The organism is Acinetobacter soli (assembly GCF_000760595.1).
In the GTDB taxonomy this organism is placed as follows: Bacteria; Pseudomonadota; Gammaproteobacteria; order Pseudomonadales; family Moraxellaceae; genus Acinetobacter; species Acinetobacter soli.
On the sequence record NZ_BBNM01000001.1, the window covers coordinates 67,738 to 85,105 of the forward strand.

Genomic DNA, 17,368 nt, shown 5'->3' on the forward strand with positions numbered 1-17,368 from the left:
TTTCTTGATGAGAGTTTAAATTCATGGAACTACAAGGCATTTGCCATAAAATGCACGCAGCTGCCAAAGACTGTAGTGTAACTGATCCACACACAAGCAAGGCAAATGTTGAATACAAATTTGTTCTAAATCGTTCAGAAGTTGATCTTCCATTTGTACCGGGCCAAGAAGTCGAAATTGAATGGACAGGTAATATTTATTGCACTTCTTGTGGTGCTAAAACACCTAAATCATATGCACAGGGTCACTGCTTTAAATGCTTTAAAACCAAAGCAGAATGTGACCTATGTATTATGAAGCCCGAAACCTGTCATTATCATTTGGGTACCTGCCGTGAAAATGAGTTTGCACACAATGTGTGCTTTCAGCCGCATATCGTTTATTTGGCGAATTCAAGTGCATTAAAAGTGGGAATCACTCGTATCAGCCACATGCCAACCCGATGGCTTGATCAAGGTGCGACACAAGCCTTACCTATTTTTCGTGTTGGTTCGCGTCGTTTATCGGGTCATATCGAAACTTTATTTGGCTCTCAGGTTGCAGATAAAACTGACTGGCGTAAGCTACTGAAAGGTGAAGCAGAGCCGCTAGACCTTATAGAGCAACGCGATCAGCTTGTGCAAGAATTTGCACCTAAAATTCAGGCGATTCGGGATGAGTTTGGACAAAACCTTGAATTTAATGAAACGATTGAATTGCTTGAAAATGAAAAACCACGCGAATTTATTTATCCGGTAGAGCAATATCCAGAAAAAATTAAATCATTGAATCTGGATAAAACCCCTACCATTCGTGGTGTTTTACACGGGATTAAAGGTCAATATCTGATTTTCGAACAAGGCGTGATCAATGTTCGAAAGTATTCAGGTTATGAGCTGATTATTCGTACTTAAATTCAGTTAAAGGAGCTAATCGCTCCTTTTTTAGGTCTGAATCAATTTCAAAATTGCATCTACAGGATTTTCTGTATCACCCGAAATAAGTTGTTTATGCATACTCAAGTGCTGCAAGGCTTGCAGTTGAGCCGTTTCCGTATGCATGAGCCTCTCTATTTCATTGGCTAAACGCTCGGGAGTCGCATCAGACTGAATCAGTTCTTCGATGACTTTCTTGCCGGCTATAATGTTGGGTAAAGAATAATACTGAATTTTGACCAGAAGTTTGGCAATGATATAAGTGATGGTATTTAACTTATAAAAAGTGACCATTGGACGATGTAATAGCATCGCCTCTAAGGTTGCCGTGCCTGACGCCAAGGCGACAACATCACTGGCATTCATCACCTGACGACCAATCTTAGATTCTTTGTCTTTATTTTCGAGCACATGGATTTTTTTCGCCCATGAACTTGGCTTACTTTGCAAATGGGCTTGGATCTGAGCTTTACGTTGCTCATTAATGGCGGGCATTAAAAATTCAAGTTCAGGATGTTGATTCGAAAGACGCTCGGCTGCTCCCATTAAAAGCGGCATTAATCGTTCGACTTCGCCCTTACGACTTCCCGGTAAAAGTGCAATATAATTTTTTTCAGGATCAAGATTTAAAGCCTGTTTTGCTTCAACTAAAGGATTTTTTAATGGTAACTGCTTGGCCAGAGGATGTCCCACAAAAGCAGCATTTACCTGATGCTGCGTATAAAAATTTTTCTCGAATGGAAATAGGCACAGCACCAAATCAATCGTTTTTTTAATGCCATGTACCCGACCTTGCCGCCAGGCCCAAACAGACGGACTCACATATTGAACGGTTTTAATCGGAAGATTATTTTCTTTTAATGTTTTAGAAAGACGTAAATTAAAATCTGGTGCATCGATGCCTATAAATACATCTACCGGGTTCTCTGCCCACTTTTGTACCAAGCCATCTCGGACCGCAAAAAGTTTTTTTAAGTCTTTAAGTACTTCAACGATACCCATCACCGATAAGGTTTCCATCGGATAATAGCTTTTAAATCCTTCGGCGATCATTTGTGGGCCACCAATGCCTTCAAATTCTGCATCAATGCCTTGCGCTTTAAAGCTGCGCATTAACTCAACGCCTAGCGTATCGCCAGATACCTCACCAACCACAATTCCGATTTTTAATTTTTGGATAGCCAAATGACGAGCCTTTTAACGAATTCACAAACACGCTTTGATAGTAACATACTCAAATTTGGAAAATAATTTTTCTATTAATGAGTGCCTTGAGAGTAGCAAAAAATTAAATCATGAATTCAAAATAACGTTGATTCATTATTTTACAATCCAAATTAACGATAAATAAATGATTGTGAGTTACACAAACAAACAATAAAATTAATGATAATTATTTTCATTCGTAAATATGGATATGAACGCTCCACGCTCCCACCTGTTTAAACTTTCTGTCGTTGCGCTGGCAATTTCTCAAGTGCAATTGAGTTATGCTGAAGATGCCACACTGCCAGTCATCAAATTGCAAGCAGAATCAAATGCCGAGCAAAGTTCTGAGCAGACCAAAGCATACATCATAAAAAAAAGCAGCAGTGCCACCAAACTCAACATCGATGCGCAGGAAACACCCCAAACGATCAATGTAGTTACACGCCAGCAAATTGATGATTTTAAGTTAAATTCGACGCGAGATGTTTTGGCTCATACGCCTGGCGTAACTGTACTGAATCAGGAAACCGAACGAACGACATATATGTCACGTGGCTATGAAATTTCAAATATCCTTACCGATGGCGTTGGCTTTCCATTAACCAATTACAATTACAACAATACCAACCCAGATACCTATTTTTATGATCGTGTGGAAGTCGTAAAAGGTGCAGATGCGCTCAATAGTGCTTTTGGAGACCCTGGTGCAACCATCAATAATATTCGCAAGCGTCCAACTAAAGATTTTCAGGCGAGTGCAGGCATAAGCTATGGTTCTTGGAATACCCAGCGTTACGAAGCCGATATGTCTGGATCACTGACTTCAGATGGAAGTGTCCGTGGTCGAGTCATGGGTTACGAGCAAACCGGTGACAGTTATCTCGATAAATACTCACTGGAGAAGAATGGTTTTGCAGGAATTTTAGATGCTGATTTGACAGAAAGCACCACATTTACAGTGGGTTATAGCGAGCAAAATCATTTACCAAATGCCAATAATTGGGGAGCTTTGCCACTCTTAGATGCTCAAGGTCAACAAATCAGTTACAGCCGTAGTTATAACCCTGCACCAAATTGGGCATACTGGGACGGTAAAATCCAAAACGCATTTGCTGAACTCAAGCAAAAACTTGGCGATACATGGACTGCCAAGCTGACCTATAATTATGAAAAAAATAAAAAAGACAGTCGACTACTGTATTACTACGGCTATCCGAATGCTGATGGCTCAAATGTCTCACTTTATGCAGGAGGTTATAAGGAAGTAAATCGTCGTAATCAATACAACTTTGACTTGAGTGGCGAATATACGCTCTGGGGCAAAAACCACGAAGCTAGCGTTGGCTATAGTCATGTCAACAGCAAACAAAAAGATCAGCAATCGACTGGCTTTATTAATGACAGCAATGTGAACAATGACTACTCACAAGGTTATTTAAGACAACTTACCACCAATTGGGCCAGTTGGACGCCTCAATCGGTCACATGGTCAGATTTTGCCGAATCTGCTAATTATGAGCAAAACGTCGATTCAATCTATGCAGCGACGCGCCTGCATTTATCTGAAAAGCTCAAATTTATTTTAGGTGGTAATTACATTAAGACTGAGAGTAAGGGAATAAGTTACGGTTCAGATATGTCGTTTAAAGACGATAAGGTGTCACCATACGCAGGCATTACTTATAGCTTTACGCCTGAATACATGGGCTATGCCAGCTATACTTCAATTTTCAGACCGCAAACAGGGATTGATCAGGCAACCAATCAAGCACTTAAGCCAATCGATGGTAAAAGTTACGAGTTAGGCGTGAAAAGTACATGGTTAGATAATGCATTGGTTGGAAGTTTAGCCGTATTTAAAACCGAGCAGAATAATTATCCACTGAAATCTTCAGACGGAAATCCACTGAATAGGAAAACGCTAACAAGTGATCTGGAATCTCAAGGTGTTGAAGTCACCCTAGCAGGCCAAATCACTGATCACACCAATATAGCATTTGGTTACACACAATTTAGCCTGAAAGATAAAGTCAATGGTGGACAAGCACGTACCTATAATCCAAATCAAACCATCAACCTTTTGGCGACCTATACAGTGCCTGCATTGCCAAAACTCAAGCTCGGTGCAGGTTTGCGTTGGCAAGATGCCACAAAACAATCCGATGTAGGTTTAGGCACCTCTTACCTGATTAAACAAGATGCCTATACATTGATCGACCTGATGGCAAGTTACGATGTGAATGAACATTTGAGCATACAAGCCAATGGTAAGAATGTGACCAACAAAAAATATTTAAACAGCTTTCCAGACGGTCAGGCCTATTATGGCGAGCCTGCAAATTATACCGTCAGTGTAAAGTTTAAATACTAAGACTTTATGGCCATGAAGCAGCATGCTGCATAGCCAATTGCTGCTTTGGGAAACTGGTTACCATGAAAAAAACTGCACGTCTCGATTACACATATACCATGGCTGTAATCTATCGATTTATCCTTGCTTTTATAGTGGGTTTTGTTGCAACAGCACTGCTTTCAGTTGCCCTCACCTCTATTTTAAATTTAGTACAACCCAAAGCAGAGTCGATTTATCTCGCAGGCTTTCTTTCAATATTATTTTATGTATTTTTTGTGATCTTCTCTTTTTGTATTCATTCACTTGTCAAATTAAGTCTATTCAGTGGCTTAGTTTGCTTATTTTTCTACCTGCTCATTGTAGGAGTAGCTTGAGCCATGCAAAAAAATATTCGTCAATCTATGGCATGGTTACATTCTTGGACAGGTCTTTTACTGGGCTGGCTACTTTTTGCAATCTTCTTGATGGGTTCGATGTCGTATTACCGTCACGAAATCACCATGTGGATGCAACCCGAATTAGCTCAGTACAATGTCGCTCAAGAAACAGCCCTCAAAACAGCCTATCAATATCTAGATGTGCATGCATATGATGCTAAATCATGGTATATCGGTGTAGCATCTGAAAAATCACCTGTGAATAATGTGTATTGGCAAAAAGCAGATGGTGGATTTGAACGCAAAACTTTAAATCCAGCCACAGGTCAAGAGCTGCAATTATCTGCGACCAAAGGCGGTGATTTCTTTTATGAATTTCACTTCCAGCTTTTTGGCGTACCCTATCTGGTTGGCCGCATCATTGTGTGTATTGCTGCCTTTATCATGTTGATTGCTTTGATTTCGGGCATTATCACGCATAAAAAAATCTTCACCGACTTTTTTACTTTAAGAACATTTAAATCGCAGCGCTCTTGGCTTGATTTTCACAATGTTTCTTCTGTACTGGCTTTACCGTTTTTTCTGACCATTACATTTACCGGACTGGCTATTTTCTTTTATATTTACCTGCCCTGGGGGATGCAAAAACTCTATCCTGACGACCCCTTTCAGTACTTTAAAGAAATTCGTGCTAAAGCTACCGAGCAAACTGTTGTACCGAGTACACGCCAAGATTTACCAATCAACACACTGCTTGCTACAGTACATAAAGAATGGGGAAATACAACATTCGATTCTGTAAGCGCGCAAAACCCGAACACTACACACAGTCAAATTACGTTCACGCAAAGCAAAGATGAAACGATTACCCAAAATCGTCCAACACTGACCTTAAATGCTCAAACTGGTGAAGTGATAGCCAACACCCGAAATGACAGTGCTATTGCAACATTGAGTTTTGGCGTATATGGCTTGCACATGGCAACTTTTGCACAACCCCTACTTCGCCTTGCCTTCTTTTTCTCGGGTATTTTGGGGTGTTTTATGATTGTCTCAGGATTATTACTATGGAGCTTAAAACGTCAATTACAAAATAAACAGCAGCGTTTTCATTTTGGGCATTATTTGGTAGATCGGCTCAATGTGGCGTCATTTGTGGGCTTACCGATTGCTATGCTGAGTTATTTATTTGCAAACCGTTTAACCGATGTACAGGCTTCTACAGCAAATTATGAAATTATCAGTTTCTTTACTGTCTGGCTCAGTAGTTTTTTGCTGGCGCTTGTTACGCCAAGACAATTACTGTGGAAATCACAACTGAGCGTTTTTATTTTTTGTTCGATTTCCCTCGCATGTTTTAATCTGATGTATCTCGTTCAGCACGATTATGTTCATCATATCTCAAGCTATTGGATTTTTTTACGTATTGATCTTATGCTGATTGTATTTGCCGGACTGGCTTTGTTTATTTTAAAAAATATTCATCCCATTCAAACGCATGCACACAAGAAATTAAGTAAAAAAATTCATTCTGCCAAAAACACTAAAAACACTGAGGTCAATGCCTCATGATTGATCTCATTGCCTTTTTATTGATTTTACTCGGTATGTTCTTGCTTTACGCTGTGAGTACAAAACAGATAGAAAAAACCAAAAAATCAAGATTTCATCTACTCACCCGATCGGCATCCATCACCAGATGTATCGCTTGGTTATGTTTTCTTGCTGCGTGCGGATCACTTACTTATATTTACGGCAACAGCATTGGAATTGTGAGCTGGTTTATTTTTGCAACGCCGCTGGTTTTTTTATTGATTTGTACAGTAAACGATCTCAAAGCAAAAGCTAAATAATTGCTTTAGCGTTTTTTTGCATAAGCAAATCATTTTTCATCACAACCATTTATCTCAAAAAGTCATAAGATATGCATGTTTTGTGTATTTGGCTGATTAGTGAAATGTTTGGTCCTTTTGAGTTTATTTTGGCTGGTGTGTTGGTAGGGTTTTGTGTCGGTATTACAGGTGTTGGTGGCGGCTCACTGATGACACCTATTCTAATTAGTTTGTTTAGAATTGAACCGCATATCGCGATTGGTACAGATTTGCTCTATGCCGCGATTTCAAAATTTTGTGGATCAATGGTCCATGCTAAAAAGCTCAATATTGTATGGCCAATCGTGCTTTGGTTAGCGGTGGGAAGTATTCCCGCGTCTTTTGCGACCTCTTGGGTACTTGAGCATTATTTGAGTCAATCTACACATTATAAAGCAGTCTTAACTATGGTATTGGGCTTTATGCTCACGCTTACAGGTATTTCTATTATTTTCCGCTCACGCATTGAAAAGTTTTTCATGCGCTTTCGTAAGCCAGATACTACTCAAATCAATGCTGAAAACCTCACCACCAATAAACGCATTTATGTGGTGATCATGGGTATCGTGCTGGGTGTGTTTGTGACCTTATCTTCGGTAGGTGCTGGTGCCTTTGGAATCATGGCCTTGATTATCATGTTTCCAAATTTACCCATGATTCGTATTATTGGTTCTGATGTGGTACATGCCGTCTTGCTCACCTCGGTCGCAGGTTTAAGCCATATGAGTGCAGGTAATGTCGATTTCGTACTCCTGATGTGGTTATTGGTTGGGTCTATTCCTGCCATCATTATTGGTACTTTAATCAGCTCAAAAATGCCAGAAAAACTGATTCGTAAAATTTTGGGTATCACCTTGTTTGCTCTGGGTGTCAATTTTATGATCAATCCAGTGAAGGCAAAACCAGTACAAAAACCTGCTGTTGTAGAACAGCACACACCTGAAAAAACCACTAAAGTTTAAAGGATAGAACGGGTTAATCGATTTTTTTAAACGATTAATCCGTGCCAACTATAGCTTTATCATTCTCGTTTCATGGTATATTCAGTAAACAGAAAACCAGTAAGATCCAGTCAGTGACAGCAATGAATACTTTACAGTCCAATCCAGTTTCACAGCCAGATATCGATGATGTTAACATCAAAAGCATTCAACCTCTTGTAACCCCTGCCGAGCTAAAAGCAGAGTTGCCATTGACAGAAAGTGCCTATCAAACCGTATTACATGGTCGTGAAACCATTCGTAATATTCTTGATGGTTCGGACAAACGTGTCTTTGTTGTGATTGGCCCATGTTCTATTCATGATCCAAAAGCTGCTCATGAATATGCAGATCGTTTGAAAGTTCTCAGCGAAAAAGTAAAAGATACGCTTTACATCGTCATGCGCGTTTATTTTGAAAAACCACGTACCACAGTGGGTTGGAAAGGTTTGATTAACGATCCAGATATGGACGATTCTTTCAACATTGAAAAAGGGTTACGTATTGGACGCAAACTTTTACTTGAGTTGAATGAAAAAGGCTTACCTTGCGCAACTGAAGCACTCGATCCAAACTCACCGCAGTATTATCAAGATTTAATTTCGTGGTCAGCGATTGGCGCGCGGACAACTGAAAGCCAAACCCACCGTGAAATGTCGTCAGGTCTTTCATCGCCTGTAGGCTTTAAAAATGGTACCGACGGCGGTTTGACGGTTGCGACCAACGCGATGCAATCGGTTAAACACGGCCACAGCTTTTTGGGCCTCAATGAAAATGGTCAGGTTTCGGTTATTCATACCAGCGGAAACCCGTATGCACATGTGGTACTGCGTGGTGGTAATGGTAAACCAAACTATGATGCTGGCTCAGTCGCTGAAGCAGAAAACGCCTTGGCTAAAGCGAAAGTTAGCAATAAAATCATGATCGATGCCAGCCATGCGAACTCAAACAAAGACCCGTACTTACAGCCTCTAGTTCTAAAAAATGTGACCGAACAGATTTTAGAAGGCAACAAATCGATTGTTGGCCTGATGGTTGAAAGTCACTTAAAAGGTGGACGTCAGGATATTCCTGAAAATCTGTGTGACTTAGAGTACGGCAAATCCGTTACAGACGGCTGTATCGATTGGGACACCACTGAACAAGTGTTACTTGAAATGCACGAAACGCTCAAAACCGTTTTACCATCGCGTTAATTTCTTATATAAAAAAAGCTCTCATTCATGAGAGCTTTTTTTTACATTTCAAATTAATCAGTTGGATATATAATTTTCACTAATTTGATTCGATTGCCGTCCATTTCAATCACTTCGAAGTAAATTGTTTCGTACACAATCGAGGTACCCACCTGCACTTCTGTTTGGGTCTTGTCTAAGATTAAACCTGCCACACTGATATAGTCAGCATGATCTGGCATCAGCTCAATCATGCCCAGCTCCAATTCAAGCTGGTAAAGATCTAATAAACCATTGGCATGCCACGTACGCTCATCGACTTTAATCAAATCCAGTTGTTCGTCGGCATCTGGAAACTCACCCGCAATCGCTTCAAATACGTCTAGCGGTGAAATCAAACCTTGTACCACACCAAATTCATCACTGACCAAGACCAATGAACCTTTTGAGGTTCTGAGTGTATTAATTGCATCAATCACTTTCATTTTTTCAAAAATGAAAATTGGTCGCTGACGTTTGAGTACATTCGAAAGTTCATCTGCATCATCTAAGGCATCAATCAAATCCTTAGCACGTGCAATTGTAATGACTTTATCCAGACTTCCTCGACATACCGGAAACAGACTATGTGGCACTGAGAGAATTTGTTCGCGGATAACGTCATGATCTTCATCGATGTTGATCCATGAAATTTGCGTGCGAGGCGTCATGATCGAGGCCACCGAGCGTTCTGCAAGTGTCAATACACCTCCAATCATATAACGCTCTTCACTCACAAACAGGCCATCCGTATCTTTTTTATCAATTGGCGTACTGATTTCGTCTTTTTCACCCATCAGTTTAAAAATTGCATTTGCAGTCCGATGACGCAATGGAATTTTGGCTTGATGTTTTTCCACATTACGCTGCGAAAACTGATTAAAGGCTTCAATCAAAATTGCAACGCCAATACCCGAATAGATATATCCTTTTGGAATATGGAAACCAAAACCTTCTGCAATCAAGCTAATGCCGATCAGCAACAAGAAGCTTAAGCACAAGATTACTACAGTTGGATGTCGGTTAACAAAGTTAGTCAATGGTTTAGATGCGATGAGCATGACAATGACGGCAACAACAACGGCTGTCATCATGACATAAATGTTATCGACCATACCGATCGCGGTAATGACAGAATCTAAAGAGAATACTGCATCAAGTACAATAATCTGCGTTACCACTGCCCAGAAACTGGCATAGGCCACTGAAGAATTTGTTTTGATTTCAGGTTTGCCTTCCATTTTTTCATGCAGTTCTGTAACAGCCTTGTACACCAAAAATAATCCACCAAAAAGCAGAATTAAGTCGCGACCGGAAAAACTGTAATCGAAGATAAAAACCAAAGGTTTGGTTAAAGTGACAAGCCATGAAATGACAGACAATAATGCCAAGCGCATGACCAAAGCCAATGAAAGGCCAATCACGCGTGCTTTATCACGTTGTTCAGGAGGTAATTTGTCGGCCAAAATGGCAATAAAAACGAGATTATCAATCCCTAAAACAATTTCCAATACAATTAAAGTAAGCAGCCCCACCCATATTCCTGGATCTAAAAGAAACTCCATCTTTAGATCTCCATCTTCTTATTTAAGGATGAGTAACACAATAACCTACACGGCGACGGATCCATATGGATAACCTCTACTTTTGAAAAACTTAAAATCATTATGCATAATTTTTTAAGGTTTTTTTAATTTTTTTGTGATTTTTAAATATTTTTTTACGTTCAATTTTTTAATTAAAAACAACTTATCGTATTTCTTTGTAAAACTGACAAAACAATCATTATTGAGTCGATCAAGTCTTTAAATCACCATTTATTTCACAAATTTTATTCATGTAAATACACTCAAGATGATTTTAAGTCAGCTTATTGATCAGTTTTTCTAATCAATTACTTGACATATGAAGTTGTTAAAATATTAAAAAATATGATCAATCTCTCAAAGTTACAAAATAATGTTTTAAGCATCAAATAAAAAGTAGAATTCATAAATTATAAAATCCGATAATGATTAAATAATAAACAATATATCAATTTGATAAATATGGGAATTTTAATGAAAAAAATTGTGGGAATTTTATCATGAGTTAAATTATTATTTAATTTATCTATATATTTTGTGTAATTTTTATAGCAAGAAAATTACTCTACTTTTACAATTTTTATTTAAGGCAAGCTTAAATAATTTCTTTAAAGAATGACCAGTTAGGTTATATATTTTAAGCGCAAATTGAAAAAAATACGTTGCTTATAATTCAATATTTAAAATAAGATTACATTAAGGGATGAAAATTAAAACTGTTGAGGATGCAGGTATGACTAAAAAATATGATCGCTTCTTGCCATCAGAGAAGTCCTTCGACGTAAATAACTTTCCTTATTACTGGATCAGTCAAGTTCATGCCCAATATGTCATTAATATCGATAATGTGCTGAAAAAATACGGTCTCGATAATTCACGACGCCGCATCTTGCTGGCACTTTATTCAAGACCTAATGCCAGTGTTTCAGAGCTGTCTGAAATGGTCATCTCAAAAATGTCGACGACCACCAAAATTGTCTATCGACTTAAAGATGAAGGCTATGTAAATACCTACTCTTGCGATGGTGATGCTCGAATTACACGTGTAGTGCTTACCGATCATGGTATGCAAATGATACACAAGATTAATGATTTGACTGGCGCTGTACTGGAGCAGTCTTTCGAAGGTCTAACGCCTTTGCAAATTGAAAAGATGATCGATGGCCTAAAAATCCTGTTTAGAAACCTTTCCAATTAATCAAAAAAATTCAGTTGATTGGTTTGCTTAGTGCGATTGAGCTTAGGAACATAGGCACATTCAAACTCTTCAACTGGAAAACCTTCAATAAAAGATTCAATATCTGGAATGGTCAAACTAAGCCACTGATCCAGGCGCTCTTCGGGAATCACCACCACAGAGCGCTTTACATCGCCCGGCTCATGGAACTCTCTCATCATAGGATGATCAATCGCATCCATGGTAATCATGGTCGCTGAGCGAATCACTTGGTCATCAATCTTGCAAATCTCATAAAGTGCCGCAATAAAAAACGCTTTTTTATCCTTACGCCTTACACACCAACGCTGTGGTTTGCCTTGAATATATTTGGCTTCATAAAACTCAGTGACCGGAATCACGCCAAATTGACATTTGGTGGTTGGCTCAAAAAAACTTGCTTTCTGTAGTAGCGTTTCACTTCTGGCATTATAAGTTTTCTTGGCGATCGTAAGATCTGTTGCCCATTTAGGTACCAGACCAAACATGACCTCGCGCCATTGATATTCACCGTCTTTTTTAAACATTAATGGCAAGCTATAGCCCGGATAAACCTCATCCACATATTCAAAATCAATCATGGGCAACTGCTGTTGTTTCAATTGCTCCAATGTCAACGGTTTAAAATTGGCACACATTAATGTTGTCTGATGACCTATTTTGATTGGTGTCTTAGTGTAAAACCGAGACGGATTGAGGGTCAATTGATTACACATAAATCGATAAAAAAAACCGCAACATATGTTGCGGTTTTTTCGCGGTACACGGCAGCTTACTTAGTCGCCTGTGTAACCTTTAAGTTTTAAACGTGCAGCATGTAGTAGAGGTTCGGTATAACCTGAAGGTTGTTCACCACCTTTGAAAATCAAATCTGAAGCAGCTTGGAATGCAATTCCTTCAAACCCAGGCGACATCGGCGTGTACTCTGGATCATTGGCATTTTGTTCATCCACTACTTTCGCCATACGCTTAAGCACCTCTTCAACCTGTGCTTTTGTCACGATACCGTGACGCAGCCAGTTTGCAACGTGCTGTGAGGAAATACGTAAAGTCGCGCGATCTTCCATTAGGCCAACGTTATTAATGTCTGGCACTTTCGAACAACCCACACCTAAATCAACCCAGCGTACAACATAACCAAGAATACCTTGGCAGTTATTTTCTAGCTCTTTGGTAATCTCATCGGCAGACCAGTTAGTTTCTGTGGCTAATGGTGGTGTCAGCAAGTCATCAAGTGAAATCGGCTGTGTACTTAACAGCTCTTGTTGACGCTCTGTGACATTGCACTGATGGTAATGGATGGCATGGATCACCGCACCAGATGGCGAAGGCACCCAAGCACATGATGCACCTGCTTCAGGATGCTCAATCTTGGTGTTATACATGTCTAGCAGCATGTCTGGTTTTGGCCACATGCCCTTGCCAATTTGTGCTTTTCCACGTAAACCTGCTTGCAAACCAATCATAACATTGCGGTTTTCATAAGCTGGGAACCATTTTTGTCCTTTGATCTCACCCTTACGAACAAAAGGACCGGCTTCCATGAAAGTATGAATCTCATCACCAGTACGGTCCATGAAGCCTGTATTAATAAAGATGGTACGATCTTTGGCTTGGGCAATACAGTTTTTCAGGTTGACCGAAGTACGACGCTCTTCATCCATAATACCGACTTTGAGCGATTTTTCAGGTAAGCCAAGCGCCTTTTCAACGCGCTCAAACAGCTCAACCGTAAATGCAACCTCCTCTGGGCCATGCATTTTTGGTTTTACAATGTACATCGATCCTTTGCGCGAGTTCTTAATGGTATTTTGACCTTTAATATCCACCACGGAAAGCAGTGGCGTAATCAAGGCATCCATAATACCTTCGTAAATTTCTTCACCATCAACCAAAATTGCAGGGTTAGTCATCAGGTGCCCCACATTACGTAGCAGCATCAACGAACGGCCATGTAAAGTTGTGGTTCCACCAATCAAGTTTTTACATGTACGATCTTCACTGAGTTTACGTGTGATAGTTTTGCCATTTTTTTCAATTGACTCTTGCAATGTGCCTTGCATGAGCCCTAGCCAGTTACGATAACCTTCGACTTTTTCCTCTGCATCTACCGCAGCGACTGAATCTTCTAAATCCTGAATGGTCGTGATCGCAGCTTCAAGCACAAGGTCTTTCACCCCTGCTGCATCTGTTTGACCAATTGGACTGGTCGCATCAATTTCGATAATGACATGTAAACCATTATTTTTAAGCACGATTTCAGTTGGTGCTTGTTCATCGCCATTAAAACCAACAAATAAGGCTTCATGTTTCAAGGTGGTGCTTTCACCAGATTTTAATTGAATCACCAGTGCATTATGCTCAACGCTATATTTCACTGCATCTGAATGAGAGCCTTGTGCCAATGGGAATGTTTCGTCTAGAAAGTTTTTCGCAAATGCAATCACTTTTGCACCGCGCGCAGGATTGTATCCCTTGCCTTTCTCAGCTCCTCCTTCTTCAGAGATCACATCAAAGCCATATAGCGCATCATAGAGTGATCCCCAACGCGCGTTGGCAGCATTCAGTGAATAGCGTGCATTACGTACAGGAACCACCAATTGTGGTCCAGCCAGCAGTGCAATTTCTTCATCCACATTCTCTGTGGTAATTTGAAAATCTTCGACTTCAGGTAATAAGTAACCAATTTCTTTGAGAAAGGCTTTATAAGCACCTAGCTCAAATGTGTTATTGCGATGCCATTCATCAATTTGAGCTTGTAAATCATCTCGCTTCGCCAAAAGTGCCTTATTTTTTGGGCTCAGATCGACAACGACCTGCTCAAAGTTTTTCCAGTAGGTTTCACTGTCTAACCCCGAAGCAGTTAACGCTTCATTTTCTATAAAATCGTAAAGTTCTTTCGCAATCGCGAGCTTGCCTTTTTGAATACGTGCCGTCATCGTCTTTCCTGATATTGCTACTTTTTATACAAGAGATTCTAGTATAACCATTTATACCATCCTGAATAGCAGAATCACATTGTGAAATAACAAACATTTCACAGTAAAATTAAGCACCCAATTTACTTCGTTGTGTCTTGCAATCTCAGAAACTGAATTCTTGGTTTAAAGTATATAAAGTATGATCCATGTTAAAAAATAGCCAAAATTGGCTGGTTTATTCAACATATCCAAAACAACATGATTAGTTATAGCAAAATTTTTAGATTATTAAACAGATTTGAAAAATAATTTTTATGTGGATTTAAATATAATAAGGCATTCAAAATGAATGCCTTATCTTTAATTATGATGTTTTTGCGTCATCAATTTGTCGGTGAGCTGCGTGTAAATAATCGTCCGACTGCATTTCAAGCAAACGCGAACGAGTTCGCTCAATTTCAAACGCCAGTTTCTCGCCTTCGTATAACTCAATAATTGAATCTTGCGAAGTAAGTAGGAGCTTTACGCCGCGATCGTAAAATTCATCAACCAGATAAATAAAACGACGTGTGCCTTCGGAGAGGTAATCATTAAGATGCGGAACATTGCTTACCAAGACTGTATTGTAGATATTGGCAATCTCAATAAAATCGGCTGGACTACGTGGCTTAACACACAATTCTGAAAATTCACACCACAGTACATCTTCGGTATGGCCTAAGGTTTCGACAATCCGGTTATTAATGGTAATCGGCTCTTGAGAAACCGTTTGTGAAAGGGTAATTGCCTCAAAACGCTGTGTCATCCATTCACTTGCATCAGCACTTAGCGGATATTTAAACAGCTGTGCCTGCTTGAGAACGCGAAGTCGATAATCCACACCTGCATCGACATTTAAAATAGTACAGTTTTTTTGCAATAAATCGATGGTAGGTAAAAAGCGATCACGGTGAATACCATTTTTATATAACCCTTCCGGTGCAATATTCGAGGTAGCCACCAAAGTCACGCCACGCGCAAACAGCTTTTGAAACAGGTCACTTAAGATCATAGCATCGGTGACATTCGATACAAAAAACTCATCAAAGCAGATAATCACGGCATCTTTATAAATTTTGTCTGCAACTTGATCGAGAGGATTGCGCTGACCCGAAAGCTTGTTGAGCTCACGATGTACATGCTGCATGAAATGATGAAAATGCATGCGTGTTTTACGACGAAATGGAATTGACTCAAAAAATTGATCCATCAGCCAAGTTTTGCCACGTCCAACACCGCCCCACATATATACACCTTTTGGTGAAGTTTGACGGCGAAAACGGCGAAAAGCCTTTTTAGATGCCTTATAACGATTTAACAGTTCTTGCCAAACACGCTCAAGCTCACTGACCGCTTGGGCTTGAGCTTCATCTGGCATGAATTGTCCGGACGCTAGCGCTTGTGCATAGCGTTCTGCTGGCGATAAGGGCGTAAAAGCGGTATTGTGCGAAGCGCTACTATTTGACATATCGTTCTGTGCTATCTGGGTCTGATGAAAAGTATATTAGATGTTGGTTGAATACATATAGAACTTTAGCTGCATAATGCAACACAACTTATTTACCATAGCGCCGGGGGCTTTGTCCAAACCATCGCTTAAATGCATGATTAAATGCAGCAGGTTCAGAGTAACCAAGCAATTCTGCAATCATTTCAATTGAGTATTCTTTATATTCCATAAGTTTGAGTGCTTTATCCTTAATTAATTGTTCACGTATTTTTTTATAGCTGGTGTCGTGTTGCTGTAATTGGTGTCGAAGTGTTCGCTCAGGTATATTTAGCGCAAAAGCCGTTTCTGCCATCGTTGGAATAACACCTTGTTGTAACTCCAGATAATCATGCACTTGCTGCACGAGCAGTGGTTGCTTTTTTTGCTCGGCATTTAAGCGATCAATTTCTGTCTGACATTTCACCTCATATACACGATGCGTAATTGCATCGGCAGATGGAATTTTTACATCCAACACATCCGCATCAAGACTAAAAGCCGCACACGTATGGCCAAAATGCAGATTAAGACCATAATAATCGTAATATTGATGCAGTATTTGAGGGTCCTGAGGTGCTGAAAATGGCAATTCAACCCGAATCTCTGGCGCCATGAGCCCCATCATTTTATAAATATCTTGAATAAACTTATAAGTGCCTGAGACTTCACACTGTGCTCTGAGCAAACCTATTGAAGAGTTTAAATCTGATGGTCGGTATACTAAAGAAGTTTTTGCTGTGGTCGTGATTAGGTCTAGTTCACCTGAAAGATGAGTCAGTTTTTGATATTCAATGCCTTTACAAATCGCTGTGCGGATACTGTCACTCGTAACAAGCAGCATTAATAGAGGGCCATAACCTGCCAATGCATAATGCTGCCCAATAAACAGTCCGTTTTCAGGCGCAACATCTTTTCCAATCACATACTGGATGTCCCACTCAAGTGAGTCATGAATGATCGAGTTCGGATCGATTGCATCGAGCTTAATTCCAATGGATGCCAAGCGTGTATCTACGTCGATACCCGCATTCCGCATACCTTGGATAAGATACATAAGTCCGAGGATGGAGCGCTTCATTCTTTCAACTATATTAAAACTACCAAAATGTTTTACTATAAATACCAATTAATTTTAATTGCCGAATCTATCAATTTTAATGGCAGTGCAATCATGGAATTTACAGATAGCAGTCTTTAAT

Annotated in this window: 14 protein-coding genes; 8 read left to right on the forward strand and 6 right to left on the reverse strand. The window is 39.7% G+C overall.

Annotation, left to right across the window (positions count from 1 at the left end):
• Positions 1 to 23: 23 nt before the first annotated feature.
• Positions 24 to 893, forward strand: a complete 870-nt coding sequence (locus Aso01_RS00365; RefSeq protein ID WP_004938639.1) for a DUF2797 domain-containing protein — start codon at positions 24 to 26, stop codon at positions 891 to 893.
• A 30-nt stretch (positions 894 to 923) separates the two neighbouring features.
• Here Aso01_RS00365 and lpxB read toward each other — a convergent pair whose 3' ends face one another.
• A complete protein-coding gene (lpxB, locus tag Aso01_RS00370) occupies positions 924 to 2,099 on the reverse strand; it encodes a lipid-A-disaccharide synthase (protein ID WP_004938641.1) in 1,176 nt (391 codons plus the stop codon).
• 232 nt (positions 2,100 to 2,331) lie between these two features.
• Between lpxB and Aso01_RS00375 the strand changes: the two genes are divergently transcribed.
• The 6 genes from Aso01_RS00375 to Aso01_RS00400 all read left to right on the forward strand — a co-directional run bounded on the left by Aso01_RS00375 (position 2,332) and on the right by Aso01_RS00400 (position 8,900).
• Positions 2,332 to 4,494, forward strand: coding sequence for a TonB-dependent siderophore receptor (locus Aso01_RS00375; RefSeq protein WP_039910081.1), 2,163 nt, complete (start codon positions 2,332 to 2,334; stop codon positions 4,492 to 4,494).
• A 62-nt stretch (positions 4,495 to 4,556) separates the two neighbouring features.
• Positions 4,557 to 4,850 (forward strand): hypothetical protein, encoded by a 294-nt coding sequence (locus Aso01_RS00380; protein ID WP_004938655.1) that lies wholly within the window; start codon positions 4,557 to 4,559, stop codon positions 4,848 to 4,850.
• Positions 4,851 to 4,853: 3 nt separating this feature from the next.
• On the forward strand, positions 4,854 to 6,425 hold the full coding sequence (locus Aso01_RS00385; protein ID WP_004938658.1) for a PepSY-associated TM helix domain-containing protein: 1,572 nt from the start codon (positions 4,854 to 4,856) through the stop codon (positions 6,423 to 6,425).
• Positions 6,422 to 6,706 carry a hypothetical protein gene (locus Aso01_RS00390; RefSeq protein WP_004938660.1) on the forward strand — a complete coding sequence of 95 codons (285 nt, stop codon included), beginning with the start codon at positions 6,422 to 6,424 and terminating at the stop codon, positions 6,704 to 6,706. The genes Aso01_RS00385 and Aso01_RS00390 overlap by 4 nt, the downstream gene beginning before the upstream one ends.
• 104 nt (positions 6,707 to 6,810) lie before the next feature.
• The gene (locus Aso01_RS00395) at positions 6,811 to 7,686 is read left to right on the forward strand and encodes a sulfite exporter TauE/SafE family protein (RefSeq protein WP_039910083.1); all 876 of its coding nucleotides are present in this window, start codon (positions 6,811 to 6,813) and stop codon (positions 7,684 to 7,686) included.
• A 122-nt stretch (positions 7,687 to 7,808) separates the two neighbouring features.
• Positions 7,809 to 8,900 carry a 3-deoxy-7-phosphoheptulonate synthase gene (locus Aso01_RS00400; RefSeq protein ID WP_004938664.1) on the forward strand — a complete coding sequence of 364 codons (1,092 nt, stop codon included), beginning with the start codon at positions 7,809 to 7,811 and terminating at the stop codon, positions 8,898 to 8,900.
• A 53-nt stretch (positions 8,901 to 8,953) separates the two neighbouring features.
• Here Aso01_RS00400 and Aso01_RS00405 read toward each other — a convergent pair whose 3' ends face one another.
• Complete coding sequence (locus Aso01_RS00405) at positions 8,954 to 10,483, reverse strand: TerC family protein (RefSeq protein WP_004938665.1); 1,530 nt, start codon at positions 10,481 to 10,483, stop codon at positions 8,954 to 8,956.
• 754 nt (positions 10,484 to 11,237) lie between these two features.
• On the opposite strand from Aso01_RS00405, the gene Aso01_RS00410 reads away from it, so the two are divergent.
• Positions 11,238 to 11,702: a MarR family winged helix-turn-helix transcriptional regulator gene (locus Aso01_RS00410; RefSeq protein WP_004938667.1), complete on the forward strand. Its 465-nt coding sequence runs from the start codon at positions 11,238 to 11,240 to the stop codon at positions 11,700 to 11,702.
• Here the strand turns inward: Aso01_RS00410 and Aso01_RS00415 are convergent.
• From Aso01_RS00415 to Aso01_RS00430, 4 genes are all read right to left on the reverse strand, one after another.
• Positions 11,699 to 12,358 carry an SOS response-associated peptidase gene (locus Aso01_RS00415; protein WP_004938669.1) on the reverse strand — a complete coding sequence of 220 codons (660 nt, stop codon included), beginning with the start codon at positions 12,356 to 12,358 and terminating at the stop codon, positions 11,699 to 11,701. The genes Aso01_RS00410 and Aso01_RS00415 overlap by 4 nt on opposite strands.
• A gap of 138 nt (positions 12,359 to 12,496) precedes the next feature.
• Complete coding sequence (locus Aso01_RS00420; RefSeq protein ID WP_004938670.1) at positions 12,497 to 14,659, reverse strand: malate synthase G; 2,163 nt, start codon at positions 14,657 to 14,659, stop codon at positions 12,497 to 12,499.
• 346 nt (positions 14,660 to 15,005) lie between these two features.
• Positions 15,006 to 16,148, reverse strand: a complete 1,143-nt coding sequence (gene zapE / locus Aso01_RS00425; protein WP_039909978.1) for a cell division protein ZapE — start codon at positions 16,146 to 16,148, stop codon at positions 15,006 to 15,008.
• 88 nt (positions 16,149 to 16,236) lie between these two features.
• The gene (locus tag Aso01_RS00430) at positions 16,237 to 17,247 is read right to left on the reverse strand and encodes an AraC family transcriptional regulator (protein WP_004938675.1); all 1,011 of its coding nucleotides are present in this window, start codon (positions 17,245 to 17,247) and stop codon (positions 16,237 to 16,239) included.
• Between the last annotated feature and the right edge of the window lie 121 nt (positions 17,248 to 17,368).